This window comes from Oceanobacillus sp. FSL K6-0118, assembly GCF_038006665.1.
Lineage (GTDB): Bacteria > Bacillota > Bacilli > Bacillales > Amphibacillaceae > Oceanobacillus > Oceanobacillus caeni.
The window spans coordinates 1496981-1515510 of record NZ_JBBOVR010000001.1; the positions used below are offsets into that span (position 1 = coordinate 1496981).

Sequence of the window (18530 nt, forward strand, 5' to 3'; positions counted from 1 at the left end):
TAGAATTTTGTTTCAAATCCCCGAGAACTATTTTACACATAGAGGTGAGTTGGTCTTTGGCGAACAGAATATTTTAAGGGCAGTTTTGCTTATAAACTGAAGTAATAACCTTTTGTTCTGTTCGTCCAGTGTAATCAAAAATTTGTTTTTAATTTTCATAGGGAAATAGAATGTTTAATAAGTTATTAATAGAAATTAATGAAAAAGTCAAAAGCCACTTAGTGGCTTTTTTGTTCCATTTAATGGAGGTAAATTAAAATTGTTAACTGTAAATAATATTAGCAAAGTATTTTCGAGTAAGAAAAAACAAATTAAGGCTGTAAATGATGTTAGCTTTAAACTAAATAGTGGAGAAATTTTAGGGATAGTTGGCCCTAATGGTGCGGGAAAGTCTACTTTGTTACGAATGATAGCTTCACTTACACTACCTACTGAAGGTACAATTAAAATTAATAATAATTACACCTCAACTCATAACAGAGGAATTAAAGATGACATTGGATATGTCGCAGTAGAAACCGGTTTATATGGGTCCATGACATCTTTTGAATTCCTGTATTATTTTGGTAGAGTGCATGGTTACGGCAAAAAAGAGGCCTTTAATAGGATAACAGAATTGGCAAGTTTGTTAGATTTTGACTATTATCTATATAAAAAAATCAGTCATCTTTCAACAGGAATGAAACAAAAGATTTCTATTGCGCGAGGATTATTACATAAACCACATTTACTTATACTTGATGAACCAACCAACGGGTTAGATATAATAGCTGCTTATTACGTTCGAGAAATAATAAAAAAATTAAAACAAACTCAGACTTCTATTATTATTTCAACACATATTATCACTGATATAAAAATGTGTGATCGGTTGATTGTTTTAAACAAAGGAAACTTAGTTTATGAAAGTAACACAATGGATGTAATTAATAATTACAATTCACTGGAGGATTTATTTTTTGATGTTACACGTTATAATAAAAATGTTAAAATGGGAATGTGATTTTTAAATTGGAAATTTTCAAATCTTATATATTAGCTAAAAAAGAAGTAAAGCATTCATTGATAGATTTTAGAGTTATGTTAACTATTGTTATTAGTACATTAGTATTTTATCCTGGATTAATGATTGGTGTTACTTACTTTCAAGAAAAAAGTTTAGATGCTGCTCAATCGAATATACCTACTATAGCACTAGAAAAGAATGATGCTCGATTTATTCGGGAAAATTTTCAGACTATACCATTTATAATATATGAGGGAGACAGAAAAAAAGAGGTCTTGTTAGATGATGAGATAGAAGGCATTATGAATCTCGCTAGAAATGGAAGTAAAATCAAGGTAAGTTATCAATATAAGGCAAATTCTCCAAAATCATTGGCAAGTTATGAAAAGGTAAAAGCATGGTTTTCTCTAATAGAAAAGAATCAGTTAAATGATTTTATAAATAGCTTAGAAAATATAGACACAACAAGTTTATATGATTTTAAATTTCAATCAACGGATGTTACACCCGAGAGTCAACGTAGTCAATTGGTTTCTATAATCCCATACATAATACTGATTGGTGTTATCGCGGGTATAATGGGAATTGGTGTTGATAATACTGCTGGCGAGAAAGAAAGGAATACCTTAGTTACATTATTGACCTCAAGTCAAAGTAGTAGTGAAATAGCATTGGGCAAGGTTCTATCTACCAGTTTTTTTGGTATAATAACCTCCTTACTAACTATAACAGGGTTTATAGTGGGATCTTTAATTTCAGCAAATATGTTAGATATGGAAAATCTAATTAATATTGATATTGTGAATTTCTTTCTATTGTTGACAATATTATTCCCAATATCATTGTTTTTCAGTAATATAATTTTAATTCTAGGGATTTTTTCCAAAAACGTTAAAGAAGCCAATTCATATATTATGCCTCTATATATAGTTATTATATTTGTTGGGTTTATAAGTACAATGATGGAAAAGGGTACAGATTTAAAACTAGCATTGATCCCTGTAGTTAATAGTGTATTATCTATAAAGAGCATATTGATCAATGAGATATCTACATCTTTTATATCTATTTCGATTTTATCTACGATTTTTTACACTATTCTATTAATGATGATATTTATTCAATTATTTAAAAAGGAGAAGTATACTTTGGGGTAACTATGACAAAAAATTTACGAATCGCCCTATACTTATTCAAAAAACTGTTTAAAGGAAAAATAAGAAATTGGAAGGGAACCGACTTGGCCATTGTTGTGCTTTTTATTTTGGGGCTAGCATATTCCCTCCGAAGTTTTTATCCTATTATCTTACAATTCAATCAGCCGCTTATCATTAGTTCAACGTCCCTTTTAATAGGTATCATAATAGGAGTATTTATTAGTTTTAGTCAGTATGATAGCGAAGAAGTATCCTTTTTATATCTTACAACTTATAAAGTAAGTATTATTACCTGGTATTACATTTTAAAGTTGGCCATGCCCATTATTTTAATAAGTATTATTTTATTTGGTTCATTAATATTCTATTCAAATTACCTTGGTCGTATATTTGAGTACCAAACAGAAGTTATTCTGGGGGGGTTCCTGGGACCTTATATATTTTTAACCTTTCATCTAGATAAAAAGTGGAAGTTAATTCATTTAGCAGGTACCTTATTAATTGTTATAACGAGTTTACTTGAGGGGCATTTAGGAATTAAGATAATAGCCAGTTTTCTTTTTTCTTTCTTTTTTTATTGGTGTTCAAAAAAGAGTTGGGAAAAACGTCTTTATGAAATAAATAAATTTAAACGAAAGAAACGGGGGACCATTTTGTCGGGGAATCCTATTATAAAAAAGGAATTAATATTACTATTTAATCCCCAAAGAATTGTGCCCCTAACAATATTATTGGTAGTAGGACAAATAGGTTTCTTATTAGAATCGAAGTTACCATTCAATGTTATTTTACTAGTAACTTTAATTTTGGTGACTCTAATGCATGATGCATGGACTTTAAATATTATTGGCCTAGAAGAGTCAACAATTTACTTATATAAATACACAGGAGTATCTTCTAAAAAGCTTATTGTCAAGAAATGGTTTATTTGCTTTTCACTGGTATTTTTATTTGGTTTAAGTATTTATCTGTTCTGGAGTATTTATTACAATCTATCCGTCGTAGATATTACTAATGATATATTTCAACTTGTAATGTTTAACTTTGTAATCAGTATAATATATATTTTTATTGGACTAAAGTTTTCTGATTTCAATTCGCGCACGTATTATCGTATAAATATGGTAGGGGTAATAATTTCGGGTATAAGCATGTTGTCAGTATTTGGAAGCCTCCTTATTTCTGGTAAGTTACTCTTAATAGAAGCTATAATATTAGGAATTATTTTTGTGAGGGTCTTTTATCATGAAAAAACAGTTAGGAGTGTACTCTATGTTTGATAGTTTCAATATACAAATAAACAACCTTTCTCATTCCTATGAAGAAAAAGTTGCTCTTGATAATATAAATTGGACACTTAGTTCTGGGAAAATATATGTACTTTTAGGACCGAACGGTGCGGGAAAGACTACTTTTCTTAATTTATTAGCGGGTTCGATAAAACCTACATTAGGTACTATTACTTTGTTTAATTCTTTTGGAAAAGAAGATAAGGAATTCCTTAATAAAAATATAGGTTATTTAACGGAATACCCGTATTTTTATCCATTTTTGACTACTATAGAAATGATAAGATTGGTAGGGCAGTTAAGAGGCCTGGAACAAGGATTTTTAGAGAATCAGATAGAAAAATGGCTAGATACTTTTAATTTAATGGAATATCGTAACCAGCCTATGGATTCCTTATCCCAAGGCACAAAAAAAAGGGTTGCATTTATTATTTCTGTTATTCATCAGCCTAAAATAATATTGCTGGATGAACCAACAAATGGCCTCGATCCGAAACAGATTGTTTTATTTAGAAATGTTTTGAGAGAATTGGCTAACACAGGTTGTTTAATTTTACTTTCCACTCATATTATGGGTTTAGGTGAAAAGTTAGCTGACGAGGTTGGAATAATATACAATAATAGTTTAGAGTATATCGGTGACAACATGGGGAATCTGGAGAATTTATACCTCAGTATCACCACATGATATTTCTTCACCCAAAGGAAAAACACTGATTTTATAGTGACTATTACCATTAAACTTAGGACTTTGAACTAAAAGAGGAAAACGCGGTAGACACATTCATTTTCAAATTGACTCTATATCTTTTCAAAATACTTATCGAAAATGATGTCTATATCATTGACAATATACCAAAAAGTTACAAAGGGTAGCCCAAGGGTTATCCTTATTTGCTAAATTCCTAGAAATGAAAAAATCGTTATCAGGACACAGATTGAAATATCGATATGCGATCAGTTAGTTACCGTAGGCGCCAAAATAACGAAAAAGAGGTGGAGACGATGTTGGATCTTCTCTATTTAGAGAATCCGGATTCATATACTAATTTGCTCAATTTATACCATACTTAACCAAAACAAATGAGGCGTCTTTATAAACTGCTCCTTTATTGTAGGTGAAGAATTCCAAAAAAGAAACTGAAAGAGTGAAGTAAGTTTATGATTGTGCAGGATTTTTTTGCTGAAAAATTCCCTTCATCCAAATTGAATGAAGGAATAGTTTTATGTATCTTTTAAAGAAGAAATTTTATTTTATTTGTAGTAAAATCATCATTTATTCTTTCCATCGCTTTCATCTTTTTATAATCAAAAAGTTGAATTCCTTCACCGTTAAATCGTTGTAATTTCATTGACATTATATTACGATTTTCCTTTTGTTTTTTCCCATCTTTATACACATAGTCGTGATGAAAATAAACAACTCTTCTGATGTAATCCCATTCCCAACGGTTAATAATTAACAACCAAAATACCTATACTAGTCATGCAAATAATGACTTATTACGTCAATGGCCCAGCTGACCCTTGTGTTTACCTTGACTAACAAACATCGATGGACTATATCTTTAAAGTTATAAATTTATTATTTGACTAATTTTTGCCAATAGGCGTAAGTTTTAAATAGTACCTACAGAGCAATGAAAAGATAGAAAGGAGAATTTAAATGAAAATGAAAGGAATTATTGTCAGGGAGCCAGGCGGATCTGATCAACTAGAATTAACGGACTTACCGATTCCAACTTTATCGGATGGGGAACTATTAATAAAGGTCGAGACCGCCGCTGTAAATCGTACCGATATTGTAACAAGAGAGGGAAAATCAGGTTATGCCAAAAGTGCAATATTGGGAGTTGAGGTGGCTGGTATAGTTGAAAAAACTTCCGAAACAAGCCACTTTAAAATTGGTGACCGTGTAATGGGATTAGTAAATGGAGGTGGCTATGCAGAGTATGCCGTTATGCCAGCTAACCGGGCGTTAAAAATTCCGGATAACCTTTCATTTGAGGAGGCGGCGGCTATTCCTGAAGTCTTTTTAACAGCGTACCAAACACTTTACTGGATTGGAAAACTTAAGCGACATGAAACAGTGCTTATTCATGCAGGTGCGAGTGGTGTGGGGACAGCAGCTATCCAGTTAGCCAAGCAAGTTTCCGATGCAAAGGTTATTGTAACAGCCGGTTCCAAAGAGAAACTGGAATTCTGTAAACAACTTGGTGCTGATACATTGATCAATTATAAAGAACAATCCTTTGATGAAGAAGTTTTACAAGCAACAGATGGAGAAGGGGTCGATGTTATCTTAGATTTTATTGGTGCTAGTTACTGGGAGAAAAACTTAGCAAGCATCAAAAAGGCCGGAAGATGGGTGCTAATCGGAGTACTTGGTGGAGGCGTTGTGGAAAAAGTAAATTTAATGGAGTTAATGGCTAAGTATGTGCAGCTATCTGGGACATTATTAACTCCAAGAAGTGATGAATATAAGGCTGATTTAACCAAGGAATTTGCTGAAGTTGTTATGCCACATTTAGAACGTGGAAATATAAAACCTATTATTGATACTGTCTTTCCGATCGAAGAAGTAGCAACAGCGCATAATTATATGGAAGAAAATCGCAATATCGGGAAAATTATTTTACGGCAAAGTCTTTAATACAGTTGTAGCGGCATCGACTAACAATAAAGGTGTAAAATCAATGTTATAAAGGAGATTTACATGATGAAAGATGAATTAATGAAAATGCTTGAAGAACGAGAAGATGAGATGATTAAAATACGTCGATATCTACATGAACATCCTGAACTTTCATTTAAAGAAGAAAAAACAGCAGCATACATTGCTGATTTTTATAAAGGAAAAGATGTTGAAATAGAAACGAATGTAGGAAACGGATATGGAATTATTGTAACGATAGAAGGAGCATCGGAGGGAAAGACAATTGGCCTTCGCGCGGATTTTGATGCTCTGCCAATCACGGAAAAAGCGGATGTTCCATTTAGGTCGAAAAATGAAGGTGTCATGCATGCTTGTGGACATGATGCTCATACAGCATATTTGTTAATTTTGGCTGACTGTCTGATCCAACTAAAGGATCAAATAAAAGGGACGATAAAAATAATTCATCAACATGCAGAGGAGCAGCCTCCTGGTGGTGCAAAAAGTATTATGGAATCTGGAAAACTCAATGATGTAGATGCCATCTTTGGTATTCATATATTACCAGTGGCGCCAGCAGGTACAGTTGGATATCATAGTGGATATTCTTTTAATGGTCGAACTTATTTTAAATTGAAAATTCAAGGAAAAGGTGGACATGGATCATCTCCTGACAAAGCAAATGATGCAATAGTTGCGGGTTCCTACTTTGTAACAGCGGTACAAACAGTTGTTAGTCGCCGTGTAAATCCAATGGAAGCTGGTGTTGTAACCATTGGATCATTCGACGGAAAAGGAAGCTTTAATATAATTAAAGATAGCATTGAACTTGAGGGGGACGTACGTTATTCTAATGATGAAACGCGGGAAGTGATTGACAAAGAATTCAAAAGGATTGTGAAGGGACTGGAAGAATTATTCGATGTTACTTGTGAACTTACGTATACACCGGACTATCCACCATTGTATAACGATCCTGAATTGACATCATTTGTTGCCGATACCCTAAATGGGATACAAGATAGTGACATCAAAGAAGTGAAAGAATTCCCTAAACTGTCGCCATCAGATGACTTTGCATACTATCTGGAAAAAATCCCTGGTTCTTATTTCTATATCGGTTGTACCCCAAAGGGAGTTCAGCAACCTTACTTTAACCACCATCCGAAATTTGATATTGACGAAGATGCGATGCTTGTTGCAGCTAAATCAGTGGGGCATATTGTTTGTCATTTTTTAGATAAGGAATAAATTATTTGCTCCCTAATCTCCAATTACCCCCCCAAGCTTTCGAGGAACAAAGAAGGTAGGTGGGAGATCAACTGCCCGTAAAGGTCCGATAACATCAGTGGGGGATGAAGGAAAATCTCCGCTGATGGGCAAAGAACGTATAGAAAGCCTCATCTTACAGGTGAGAGATGGGGCTTTTTGTTTATCCAATATCTTAAAAACGTCTGTCTATATTTTTAGTAAATATGGTAAAATAAGGCTAAAACAATGACGGAAAGAGGTAATGAAATGTACCGGTATCGAAATGAATCTGTTTCAATGGAAGAGTACCTTCAGATTCGTGAAAATTCGGATTCACTACTTGAATATATCGACGGATTTATTTACATGTCACCATCACCATCAACAAAACATCAACGGATATCTAGCAGGTTACAAATTAAATTTGGAAATTTCCTGGAAGGGGAGTCTTGTGATGTATTTTCTGCACCGTATGACATTGAATTAAAAGACGACAAAATAGAGGGAACAAGAATTGTCATTCCAGACATTAGCATTATTTGTGATAAAAGCGGATTTACTGATGCTAGATATGTAGGTATTCCTAGTCTGGTTGTTGAAATTTTAAGCCCTTCTAATCAATCCCATGACTTGATAACAAAACTCAATCTTTATATGAATTATGGTGTCAAAGAGTATTGGATAGTTAACCCGATGTTAAATACGATAACGGTATATGCCTTGAATGATGAGAAAATGTATGAACAACATGACATCAAAACAGATATAGGAGAAATATCTTCCAAATTCCTAAATGGTTTTCGTGTTGATTTAAATTATATATTTAGTTCTTCATAAATAAATATCTTTTCGTTAAATGAGTCAAACACAGTTCACCCCATTTGTAATATGAAAAAAGTAATCTGAAGTACTTTTTTAGTTAATCACTTACTCAACAGTCCCCCAACCGATATTTAATTACATTATATTTTCTATTTTTTATCCTACCCAAAGGAAGGTAGGTGGGAGATCAACTGCCCGTAAAGATCCGATAACATCAGTGGGGGATGAAGGAAAAAGCCGACTGATGGAAGTTTTCTTTATCAGCCAAAGGCAAAGTAGGTAATCGTTCATACCATTCTAAAACCCTCCGAATATTCTATAGTAGAAACAAATTATTCATTTTGTAAAGGGGGGGAGAAATATGATACCTCATAAACGAAATAGAGGTATTCGGTTTTGTGTTTTTCCTGGCTACAGATGGTGTGGACCAGGATGTAGTGGTCCTGGTGCGCCAATCAATGATGTCGATGCTATTTGTAAAGCACATGATGAATGCTACAGAAGGAACGGAAATAGACACGCCTGTGACCAGGTGTTTCTTCGTCGCCTAGAGCCTAAAATTAATCCATATACCCAAAAGGGACGACAAGCGCGAACACTCTATCATTTAATGAAGGTGAAGTCGTTTTATAATTAGGGAATAGTAAAAACACTTTAAAAACATAGGGGCTTCTGTATTGCTCCTATTTTTATCTTTGCCAGAAGTCCCATGAGATTTCAGGTTTTAAGTGAGAAAGTAAAAAACGTCTGAATAAGGCAATGGATTATTCGATTGTCTATATTTCTTTTGCTATAATTAGGATAATTAGCAATAGGAACAGGAGAGGGGAGAACGTATGCGTTTATATACAAAATCAGGGGATAAAGGCCAGACCAGTTTAATTGGCGGTAGAGTCGATAAGGATAATATTCGAGTGGAGGCTTATGGTACATTAGATGAATTGAATTCCTTTATAGGTAAAGCCATTTCTGAGCTCCGCTGTGATAAAAAACTTTTTCATGATATTATCGATGATCTTGAAAAAATACAGCATGAACTATTTGATTGTGGAACTGAATTATCCAATGTATCCAAAAATAAAAAACAGACATTATCTGAAGAACCGATTACGTATATGGAAAACAAAATTGATGAACTTATTGATGAGGCACCGGAACTGGAGAAGTTTATTCTTCCTGGTGGTTCTGATGCATCTGCAACGATTCATATTGCAAGAACCGTGGCAAGAAGAGGGGAGAGAATGATTGTTGCGCTTATGAAAGAGGAAGAAATATCTTCAGTCCCTTTAAAATATGTCAATCGACTTTCAGATTATTTATTTGCAGTAGCACGTGTTATTAATTCAAGATTAAATGTTCCTGATGTCGAGTATGCAAGAAGTGCAAGAGTGTTTCGTGGAACAAATAAGAAGGATAAAAACCAATAAGTGAATGAAATGGAGGGGAATACAAATGTATCTGTACCGTAATAGTTCTATGTCGCTTGAAGAGTATTTTCAAGTTCGTGAAAAATCAGAGGAAATATTGGAGTATATTGATGGATTTGTTTACATGTCACCCTCACCATCTACAAAGCATCAGCGTGTATCGAGTAAGTTACAAATAAAATTCGGAAATTTTTTAGTTAGTAGCAATTGCGAGGTATTTTCAGCCCCGTATGATATCGAATTAAAGAATGACAACATAGAAGGTACCAAAATCGTTGTACCTGACATTAGTATTATTTGTGATAAAACTGGTTTTACAGATGCTAGATATGTAGGGATTCCCAAGCTTATTGTTGAAATTTTAAGCCCATCCAACCAATCACACGACTTAGTAACGAAGCTAAATCTTTATATGGATTATGGTGTGAAAGAGTATTGGATTATCAATCCGATGCTGGAAACCATAACAGTATATACCTTAAATGATGAAGAAATGTATGAACAACATGATATTAAAAAAGAAACAGGAGAAATTACATCAAAGGTATTAAATGATTTTCGTGTTGATTTAAAAAACATATTTGAAGATTAATGGTAGATAAGCCTTCCAATTTCATTGGGAGGCTTTTAATAATGGTTTTTAATGGAAGAAATGTGAATACCAGTCTTTTTAACCTTTAATTACAAACTATATTTAACCCTAGGCATTCATATAATAAGATTAAATAAATTTCACCATTAACCACCATTTAGCATCTTCCAATCGATAATTTTTATCCAAAGGAGATTGGTACAGATGATGAAAAAAGTTTTATTAAACTTTATTTTATTCACGACAATAACGAGTTTAATTTTCCCATATGTTATGAACGGTGAAGAATCAGAGGAATACGATTTTACGTACCCTGATGCAGTTAGAGGAATATATGTCTCCGGAAAAGCTGTAGGTTCTGACCGTTTTAACTCCTTAATTAACATGGTTGAATCAACGGATTTAAATACGATGGTAATCGATGTAAAGGATGATTATGGAAATTTGTCGTTTAAGGTAGACAAAGATTCCCCATATCATTCCGTCGCTACGAATGATATACCTAACCCAAAAACGTTGATGGAAACATTAGAAAAGAAAAACATCTATCCTATAGCTAGGGTAGTGGTATTTAAGGATTCCATGCTAGCGAAACAAAGGCCAGATCTTTCTTTTACTGAAAATGGACAAGTATGGACAAATAAGAATGGAGAGGCATTTGTAAATCCATTTGAGAAAGAAGTGTGGGATTATAATATAGGCGTTGCTAAGATGGCGGCAGAAATGGGGTTCCAAGAAATTCAGTTTGACTACGTACGATTTCCAGAAGGGTTTGAGAAAAAGGATAAAATATTGCAATATTCAACAGGAGATTATGAAAGTTTAAAGATGAATAACGTGAAAAAACGGGTGGAAGCAGTATCGGATTTTGTTGCTTATGCGAAAGAACAATTAGAAGAGTATGATGTAGACGTATCTGTTGATATTTTTGGTTATGCGGCAACGATTGAAGAGGCGCCAGGAATCGGTCAAAATTTTTCCCGAATATCAGAAAATGTAGATGTTATTTCATCGATGATTTACCCAAGCCATTGGTCAAACAATTACTTTGGAATACCTATCCCTGACAAAGAACCTTTTCGCTTAGTGGATGAGTACGCGAAAGTGGAAAACGGTGTTCTTAGTAAATTGGACAACCCTCCAATTTCAAGGCCGTGGATCCAAGATTTTGAGGCGCCATGGTTGTATACAGATGGGAAAACGAAAGCATATGGTGTGGAAGAAGTAGAAGCGCAAATTCGCGCACTTTATAAAAATGGTATTAATGAATTCCTATTATGGAACGCAGGGAATCAATATACACAAGATGTAGATTATTTAATTGGTAGCTAAACAAATGGAAAAGGTATGGATTTTAAGCAGATTTCCTAAAAAGGGAGGTCTGCTTTTTAAAATGCCCATAGATTATAAAGGAAAATGCTTGTTTTTTAGGTTACATATTTAATTTATTTCAATTACTTGGTTTAATTGGAAAAGGAATAGGGTATCTTATGTAGTAGTTGGAAATGCGATTGTCAATAACAGTGAAAATTACCTGTTATTTCTAAAAAACCTCTACCTTTAACTTGACAATTGTAGTATACTAGGTAGTGGAGTTATTTAAACTTATTTTAATTTAATAATGAAATAAGTTTTCATAGGCTAATTTTTTTAGAAATATATATACTTAGAAATGAGGAGTGAAGTTACATGGTAACGCTTTATACCTCACCAAGTTGCACATCTTGCAGAAAAGCAAAAGCATGGTTGGAAAAACATAACATACCATATAAAGAGCGTAATATATTCTCTGAACCTTTATCATTAGATGAAATTAAAGAAATATTACGTATGACTGAAGATGGAACTGATGAGATTATTTCAACACGTTCTAAAGTTTTTCAAAAATTGGATGTTAACATTGAACAATTGCCAATGAAAGAATTATTCCAATTAATTCAGAAAAATCCTGGTCTTTTAAGAAGACCGATTATTCTAGACGAAAAGCGTCTTCAAGTAGGATATAATGAAGATGAAATTCGTAGATTCTTACCAAGAACTGTACGTACATTCCAACTACGTGAAGCACAAAGAATGGTTAATTAATTCAAGGAATAATTGCATATAAATAGATGATAAAAACGCAGAATGATATATAGTTCTGCGTTTTTATTCTATATAGCGAATTTTACCGTGACAAAATTACTTAAATCCGTTACAATAATGTATTAACCATTCTACTTTGAGTGTATGGAATTATGCCAAAATGAGACTTATAGGAACTAATGAATCAATTTTAAAATTTATAAAAATATATAGGCATATTAATTTCCATTATTCCGTACACTATCATACAATAGAATTAACAGAGTGGATTAATTAGCAATTGATAACGAAAGCATTTCATTTTTTCAATATATAGATATGGTGAAGTAATCTCTTCCACCTAACTGTTTATTACTTTATAGAGAATTTTTAGAAAGCAAGCCAATTGCTTATCTAATGATGAAGGGAGAGAAAGAAGGATGGATATAGAGAGAATAAATGAAAATACAGTTAAATTTTATATTTCTTATCTAGACATTGAAGACCTTGGCTTTGAACGTGAGGAAATTTGGTATGATCGGGAAAGAAGTGAACAGCTTTTCTGGCAAATGATGGACGAAGTAAATTACAAGGAAGAGGATTTTAACATAGATGGTCCTTTGTGGATTCAAGTTCAAGCTCTTGAAAAAGGTTTAGAGATTATTGTGACTAAAGCCAAAATAGGTAGCAATGGCGAGTTACAAACGGATGGAATGCTAAACGGTCACTTTGAAGATAAGCTTGAGAATTTCCTTGAAGATAAGTTTGGGAAGAACTTAGGCCAAGATGATGAAGAAGACAATGATTTTATAGAGGATGGGATGTGGATTATTGCTGAATTTGATAATTTCGAAGATGCCATTCAACTAAGTCATTACTTCCAAGATGATACGGATAGTGTAGAAGAAACAGTTTATTCTTATCATAATAAATACTATCTCTATTTGGAATTCTCACCAGACCTATTAGATGATCACTTACAAGAAGACTTGATTAGTCAAGTATTGGAGTTTGCGAATGATTCGGATATGTCAATTCATGTATTGGAGGAATATGGGAAGAAGCTTTTTGAATATAACGCCTTTGAACAAATTCGTTCCTACTTTCCTGCACAAGTATAGGTGCTCGTTAAATAAAACGGGCGCCTATTTTTTTGTTTTTTTAGGGATTTGATAAAGGATTTTGTAAATGTTTGTCGAATGTTTGTAGTGGAGGTGGTGAACAATATGCTACAAGCAAAATTAAAAAGTGGAAAAATGATTACGTTAATGAATTTAACAAGAAAAGAAATTGAACGCTTAAAGCAAAAGGCAGTGAAGTTTTATTGTCCATCTTGTCATGAAGCCGTTTTAATAAAAGCCGGTAATCAAAAGATTCCTCATTTTGCTCATTATGCAGCGAATCAATGTCCTGCAGGTGAAGGAGGAGAGGGAATATATCATGAACAAGGAAAATTTTTACTTTATCAATGGTTAAAGCAACAACGTTTAGAAGTAACATTAGAAAAATATATCCCCGACATTCGTCAACGACCAGACATCCTGTTGAAAATTAATAAAAAACAAATTGCAATAGAATATCAATGTGCAAGGATCCCAGTAGAGGAAATTAACAAGCGCAATAGGGGATATAAATTGCTTGGAATAACCCCAATATGGATTTTAGGAGCAAACCTATTAGAAAGACAGGGAAAAAACGCCTTTAAAATCAACTCCTTCACTCAACAATTTATACATCGATTTTCCCACGAAATGCCTTCTGTATTATATTATTTTTGTCCTCAAACGCTTCAGTTTATTTTTATCCAAGATCTCTTTTTTACTACAAAAACCCAAGCAATTGGAAAGTTAAAAGTAATAGATATTAGGAAATTTCATTTTAAAGAATTGTTTGCACTCTCGTATTTTATGAAAAAAGAAATCTATTCATTGTGGGAAAAACGTAAGCTACACTTCCGTCTTAAACCAAGAAATAATTTATATGGGATGGAATTAGCTTGGTATCAGTGGTTATATTTGAAACAAGTTCATGTAGAAAGTCTTCCTTCCATTGTATATTTACCTGTGTCCGCACAATACCGAATGAAATCACCACCATGGGATTGGCAAAGTAGAATTTGCATGAATCTCCTACAACCTTTAGAAATTGGAAGTATCATTTCCTTTCATTCCATCCAATATCAGCTAAGAAAACAAATGAAACCTACATCTTCCTATCCTTTAATCCAATACCAGGATGACCCAATTAAAGAGTACCTTCAAATTCTAGAAAAACTAAATATATTATCCATCTTGCCCAACCATACCTATAAAATGAATCAGCAGCTTTCGTTATATACTCACGTAGAAGAGGCGGTAAACGGAGATAAGGCGTTAATCAAGCAATTAATAATGAAGGAAGGAAACAAAATCCGAGCATGAATCTACTGTATTTCGATATACTAAGTAAATAGGAGAGAATAAAAATGCGTGTTCAAAAAAGGAGGATGAAAAGGACCGAGGTCGGCTAAATGCGCAACGTCCTATTGCAACGCCGACACTAGCACGTCCTGTGCGTCGCAGTTCGAGGCGGCGCAGCTTTGAGGAACGGAACGTATGCAACAATACGTGAGTATCCGAAAAGCAAGCCAACGAAGAAATGCGAAGTGTCATTTTCACCGGACTTTTTGAACGTCCTTAAAAGGAATATTTTAGTAAATCTAGAATTATTTATGAGAAGGAATTAAAGGAGGAATTTGTAATGGCACAATCAACAAAACAATTACCAAAACGTGAAGAAGTACCTGTAGAAAAAACATGGAAACTAGAAGATATATTCGAAACCGATGATCTTTGGAAAAAAGAGTTTAAACAATTACAAAAAGATATTCCTGAAATTACGAGGTTCCAAGGAAAACTATCCGAATCGGCGGACACTCTTTATAATCTATTCAAACTGCAAGATGAACTTGGAGAACGATTAGGGAAGTTATATACATACGCTCATATGCGCTATGACCAAGATACGACGAATTCCTTTTACCAAGCAATGAATGCTCAAGCAGAAACGGTATTGACGCTTGCATCAAGTTCAATGAGTTATGTAGTTCCTGAGATTCTTACGATGGATGAAACGAAATTGGAATCCTTTTTACAAGAAAAGAAGGAATTACAAGAATATAAAAAGGTTCTAGATGAAATTAACCGCCAACGTCCACATGTCCTAAGCGAAAAAGAGGAAGTTCTATTAGCAGAGGCTTCTGAAGCGTTATCAACAGGTTCTCAGACCTTTAGTATGTTAAATAATGCGGATTTACCATTCCCAGCAATTAAAGATGAGAATGGGGAAGAAATCGATTTAACACATGGTCGTTATAGCCGCTTCATGGAATCAAAAGATAGAAGAGTCCGTAAAGATGCGTTTAAAGCAATGTATGATACGTATGGCCAATTCAAGAATACATTCGCATCCACTTTAAGCGGAACAGTGAAAACACATAATTTTTCAGCGAAAGTGCGAAATTATGACTCTGCAAGACAATCTGCATTGGATAACAATAATATTCCAGAAGAAGTTTATGATAACCTAGTTGAAGCGGTGAATGATAAACTACCATTACTACATCGCTATATCGAACTTCGTAAAAAAGTTCTTGGTGTGGATGAACTTCATATGTACGATATGTATACTCCATTAGTAAAGGATGTGGAGATGAAAATAAGCTATGATGAGGCGAAAGATTACGTTATTAAAGGACTAAAACCATTAGGTGAAGAGTACGGAAAGATCCTTGAACAAAGCTTTGAAAATCGTTGGATTGATGTAGTTGAAAATAAAGGTAAACGTAGTGGGGCTTATTCTTCAGGTGCGTATGGAACAAATCCGTATGTCCTGTTAAACTGGCAAGACAATGTAAATAATACGTTTACATTAGCACATGAACTTGGACATTCCTTGCATAGTTACTACACAAGAAAAAATCAACCATATCGTTACGGAAATTATTCCATTTTCGTTGCTGAAGTAGCTTCTACATGTAATGAAGCATTATTAAATGATTACATGTTAAAAAACTTAGAAGATGAAAAAGAAAAATTATATTTATTAAATCATTTTCTAGAAGGCTTTAGAGGAACTGTATTCCGTCAAACGATGTTCGCTGAATTTGAACACGATATTCATGTTCAGGCAAAAAATGGGGAAGCATTGACAGCAGATAAATTAACGGAAATTTATTATGCACTTAATAAAAAATATTATGGTGATGCTGTTGTATCCGATGAAGAAATTGGTTTAGAATGGGCAAGAATTCCGCATTTCTACTACGATTACTATGTGTACCAATATGCAACAGGATATTCCGCTGCAACAGCCCTAGCAAATCAAATTTTAACAGAAGGCGATCCTGCTGTAGAGCGTTATTTAGAATTTTTGAAGGCAGGAAGTAGTGACGACCCAATTGAAGTATTGAAAAAAGCAGGGGTAGACATGACATCGAAACAGCCCATTTTAGGTGCTTTGGATGTCTTCGAAGAGAAGTTAAATGAAATGGAAAAACTATTATTAAATTAATTAAGCAAAGGAGCAGGTGTACCTGCTCCTTTTTAAATAAAAAATTGAACTTTTTGTGAATGCATGAACAAAAACCTTGAAAATTCGACATGAACTTGATATTATATAGTTGTAAGTTTAATACAAACAAATACCCCTTTTGTTTGATCATGAAACTTTCTCCCATCCCCCCTTTGTTTATACAAAGACGGACTAAGGATATGCGCTGCCCCGCATATCCTTTTTTCTTTTATAAAAATTTTAGAGATAAGTTAGATTTCGCTCCTTTTGTCTATGATATCCTTGTCACGGACAATTCAGGGGCGTTTTTTATTTCTTTTGTCCATGAAAGAGTGTTATTGTATCAGTAAAGTAGACAATTTTAGAAAGTGTCCTATTCATTTGATAATCTTATAGTAGAAAAAGATAGAAATTAGGGGATGAATATGGCAAGACAACTAAAAAGATACAGTTATGAATTAAAGAAAACAGTAGTTGAAAAATATTTCGAGGGGCACGCGATCCGTGATTTGATAAAAGAATATAACATTAGTGCACCTCGAGTAGCGAATCGTTGGGTTAATAAAGTACGTGAAGGAGGTTATGAAGCGTTAAAAGATACAAGAGGTATGAAAAGCATAGGTAAACAGAAACGAAAAGAAGAGGAAACCAAAGATGAAATTATCGAAAGACAAGCATTACAAATTGAATATTTAAAAAAGCTTTTGGAGCTGGAAAGGATGTGAGAAAGCAGAAAGAGGTACAATTTTCCTTTATAGAAGCGAATGAGAAAGATTATCCTGTTACGATGTTAGTTCAACTGACTGATGTATCACGATCTGGTTATTATAAATGGAAAAAACGTGGAGGGGGTAGTGTTCAGGCACAAAGGGATGAAGAATTATACAACTACATCATCAAATTACATCATAAACATCGTGGTACGTTGGGGAGAAAAAGAATGAAAATGGCATTAAAAGATGAATATGGCATTGAGGTTGGAGAGAGGCGTGTATCCAAGATCATGCGGAAATATGGTATTCGTTGTAAAATCCGTCAAAGGCGTTCTGTCAAGCGTAACGAAATAAATAAAAAAGTACCTAATCTATTAAACCGCAACTTTCAAGCGAAGAAACCTGGAATAAAGTTTGCGATTGATATTACCTATTTACCAGTGGAAAAGGGACCAAACAAATATATTTATCTGTGTGCGATTAAAGATTTATTTCATGACGAGATTGTGGCGTATGCAATTAGTCATCGTCAAGATATAGAACTTGTGTACGAAGCATTAAATCGTTTAAAAGAAAAAAAGTTTGTGAAAGGTGCCATTCTACATAGTGATCAAGGCACACAATTCACAAACGCTGGTTATCAAATGCGTGTCAAAGAGATGGGCCTCACCCCATCTATGTCTCGCAAAGGCAATTGCTGGGACAACGCATGCATTGAGAACTTCTTTAGTCATTACAAGTGTGAAATAGAATGCTTCTTTGAAAATGCAAAGAATGTATTTGAAGTTCAAAATGCGGCAAACCAATATATCCATTACTTTAATCATAATCGAATCAACACAAAATTACAAACAAGTCCCGTAAAATACATCAAGCGTTATGCCAGTTAAAAATGCATGCAGGGAGCCACAGCGGAGCTGCTTGCCCTTGCCAGGCATGCCTCTTCTTGGCGATTCGTTGTGTTGGGGATAGGGGCCCCGACCAACGAGAGCTTAGAAGAGA

18 protein-coding genes are annotated in these 18530 nt (G+C 33.9%); 17 read left to right on the plus strand and 1 reads right to left on the minus strand.

All coding sequences use genetic code 11. The features are described from left to right. The first annotated feature begins 259 nt into the window (after positions 1-259). Genes MHI02_RS07765 through MHI02_RS07780 form a run of 4 tightly spaced genes read left to right on the plus strand, consistent with a single transcriptional unit; the run spans position 260 to position 4140 of the window. Positions 260-1003 carry an ABC transporter ATP-binding protein gene (locus tag MHI02_RS07765; protein ID WP_047184086.1) on the plus strand — a complete coding sequence of 248 codons (744 nt, stop codon included), beginning with the start codon at positions 260-262 and terminating at the stop codon, positions 1001-1003. An 8-nt stretch (positions 1004-1011) separates the two neighbouring features. Beyond that, positions 1012-2163: an ABC transporter permease subunit gene (locus MHI02_RS07770; RefSeq protein ID WP_204798146.1), complete on the plus strand. Its 1152-nt coding sequence runs from the start codon at positions 1012-1014 to the stop codon at positions 2161-2163. Between the two features lie 2 nt (positions 2164-2165). Further along, positions 2166-3443 (plus strand): hypothetical protein, encoded by a 1278-nt coding sequence (locus tag MHI02_RS07775; RefSeq protein WP_341165820.1) that lies wholly within the window; start codon positions 2166-2168, stop codon positions 3441-3443. Next, a complete protein-coding gene (locus MHI02_RS07780) occupies positions 3436-4140 on the plus strand; it encodes an ABC transporter ATP-binding protein (protein WP_047184083.1) in 705 nt (234 codons plus the stop codon). The genes MHI02_RS07775 and MHI02_RS07780 overlap by 8 nt, the downstream gene beginning before the upstream one ends. Positions 4141-4687: 547 nt before the next feature. On the opposite strand, the gene MHI02_RS18550 is transcribed toward MHI02_RS07780, so the two are convergent. Further along, complete coding sequence (locus tag MHI02_RS18550) at positions 4688-4918, minus strand: DUF3994 domain-containing protein (RefSeq protein ID WP_047184082.1); 231 nt, start codon at positions 4916-4918, stop codon at positions 4688-4690. Between the two features lie 206 nt (positions 4919-5124). Between MHI02_RS18550 and MHI02_RS07785 the strand changes: the two genes are divergently transcribed. From MHI02_RS07785 to MHI02_RS07845, 13 genes are all read left to right on the plus strand, one after another. Beyond that, on the plus strand, positions 5125-6105 hold the full coding sequence (locus MHI02_RS07785) for an NAD(P)H-quinone oxidoreductase (RefSeq protein WP_047184087.1): 981 nt from the start codon (positions 5125-5127) through the stop codon (positions 6103-6105). 66 nt (positions 6106-6171) lie between these two features. Further along, positions 6172-7359, plus strand: coding sequence for an amidohydrolase (locus MHI02_RS07790; protein ID WP_047184081.1), 1188 nt, complete (start codon positions 6172-6174; stop codon positions 7357-7359). Between the two features lie 267 nt (positions 7360-7626). Further along, positions 7627-8196: a Uma2 family endonuclease gene (locus tag MHI02_RS07795; RefSeq protein ID WP_341165821.1), complete on the plus strand. Its 570-nt coding sequence runs from the start codon at positions 7627-7629 to the stop codon at positions 8194-8196. Positions 8197-8542: 346 nt separating this feature from the next. Continuing rightward, entirely contained in the window at positions 8543-8818 is a 276-nt protein-coding gene (locus MHI02_RS07800; protein WP_047184079.1) for a phospholipase A2 family enzyme, read from the plus strand. Positions 8819-9017: 199 nt separating this feature from the next. After that, entirely contained in the window at positions 9018-9608 is a 591-nt protein-coding gene (locus MHI02_RS07805) for a cob(I)yrinic acid a,c-diamide adenosyltransferase (protein ID WP_047184078.1), read from the plus strand. A gap of 25 nt (positions 9609-9633) precedes the next feature. Next, on the plus strand, positions 9634-10200 hold the full coding sequence (locus tag MHI02_RS07810) for a Uma2 family endonuclease (RefSeq protein WP_047184077.1): 567 nt from the start codon (positions 9634-9636) through the stop codon (positions 10198-10200). Positions 10201-10404: 204 nt separating this feature from the next. Then, entirely contained in the window at positions 10405-11532 is a 1128-nt protein-coding gene (locus MHI02_RS07815; protein WP_341165822.1) for a putative glycoside hydrolase, read from the plus strand. Between the two features lie 357 nt (positions 11533-11889). Next, positions 11890-12285 (plus strand): transcriptional regulator SpxA, encoded by a 396-nt coding sequence (gene spxA, locus MHI02_RS07820; RefSeq protein WP_047184075.1) that lies wholly within the window; start codon positions 11890-11892, stop codon positions 12283-12285. Between the two features lie 419 nt (positions 12286-12704). Further along, on the plus strand, positions 12705-13385 hold the full coding sequence (gene mecA / locus MHI02_RS07825) for an adaptor protein MecA (protein ID WP_060669329.1): 681 nt from the start codon (positions 12705-12707) through the stop codon (positions 13383-13385). 105 nt (positions 13386-13490) lie between these two features. Beyond that, positions 13491-14684: a competence protein CoiA gene (locus MHI02_RS07830; protein ID WP_341165823.1), complete on the plus strand. Its 1194-nt coding sequence runs from the start codon at positions 13491-13493 to the stop codon at positions 14682-14684. A gap of 319 nt (positions 14685-15003) precedes the next feature. Further along, positions 15004-16815: an oligoendopeptidase F gene (pepF, locus tag MHI02_RS07835; RefSeq protein WP_060669331.1), complete on the plus strand. Its 1812-nt coding sequence runs from the start codon at positions 15004-15006 to the stop codon at positions 16813-16815. Positions 16816-17240: 425 nt separating this feature from the next. After that, positions 17241-17540, plus strand: coding sequence for a helix-turn-helix domain-containing protein (locus MHI02_RS07840; protein WP_052771711.1), 300 nt, complete (start codon positions 17241-17243; stop codon positions 17538-17540). Continuing rightward, positions 17537-18418, plus strand: coding sequence for an IS3 family transposase (locus MHI02_RS07845; RefSeq protein ID WP_052771788.1), 882 nt, complete (start codon positions 17537-17539; stop codon positions 18416-18418). The genes MHI02_RS07840 and MHI02_RS07845 overlap by 4 nt, the downstream gene beginning before the upstream one ends. Positions 18419-18530 lie beyond the last annotated feature (112 nt).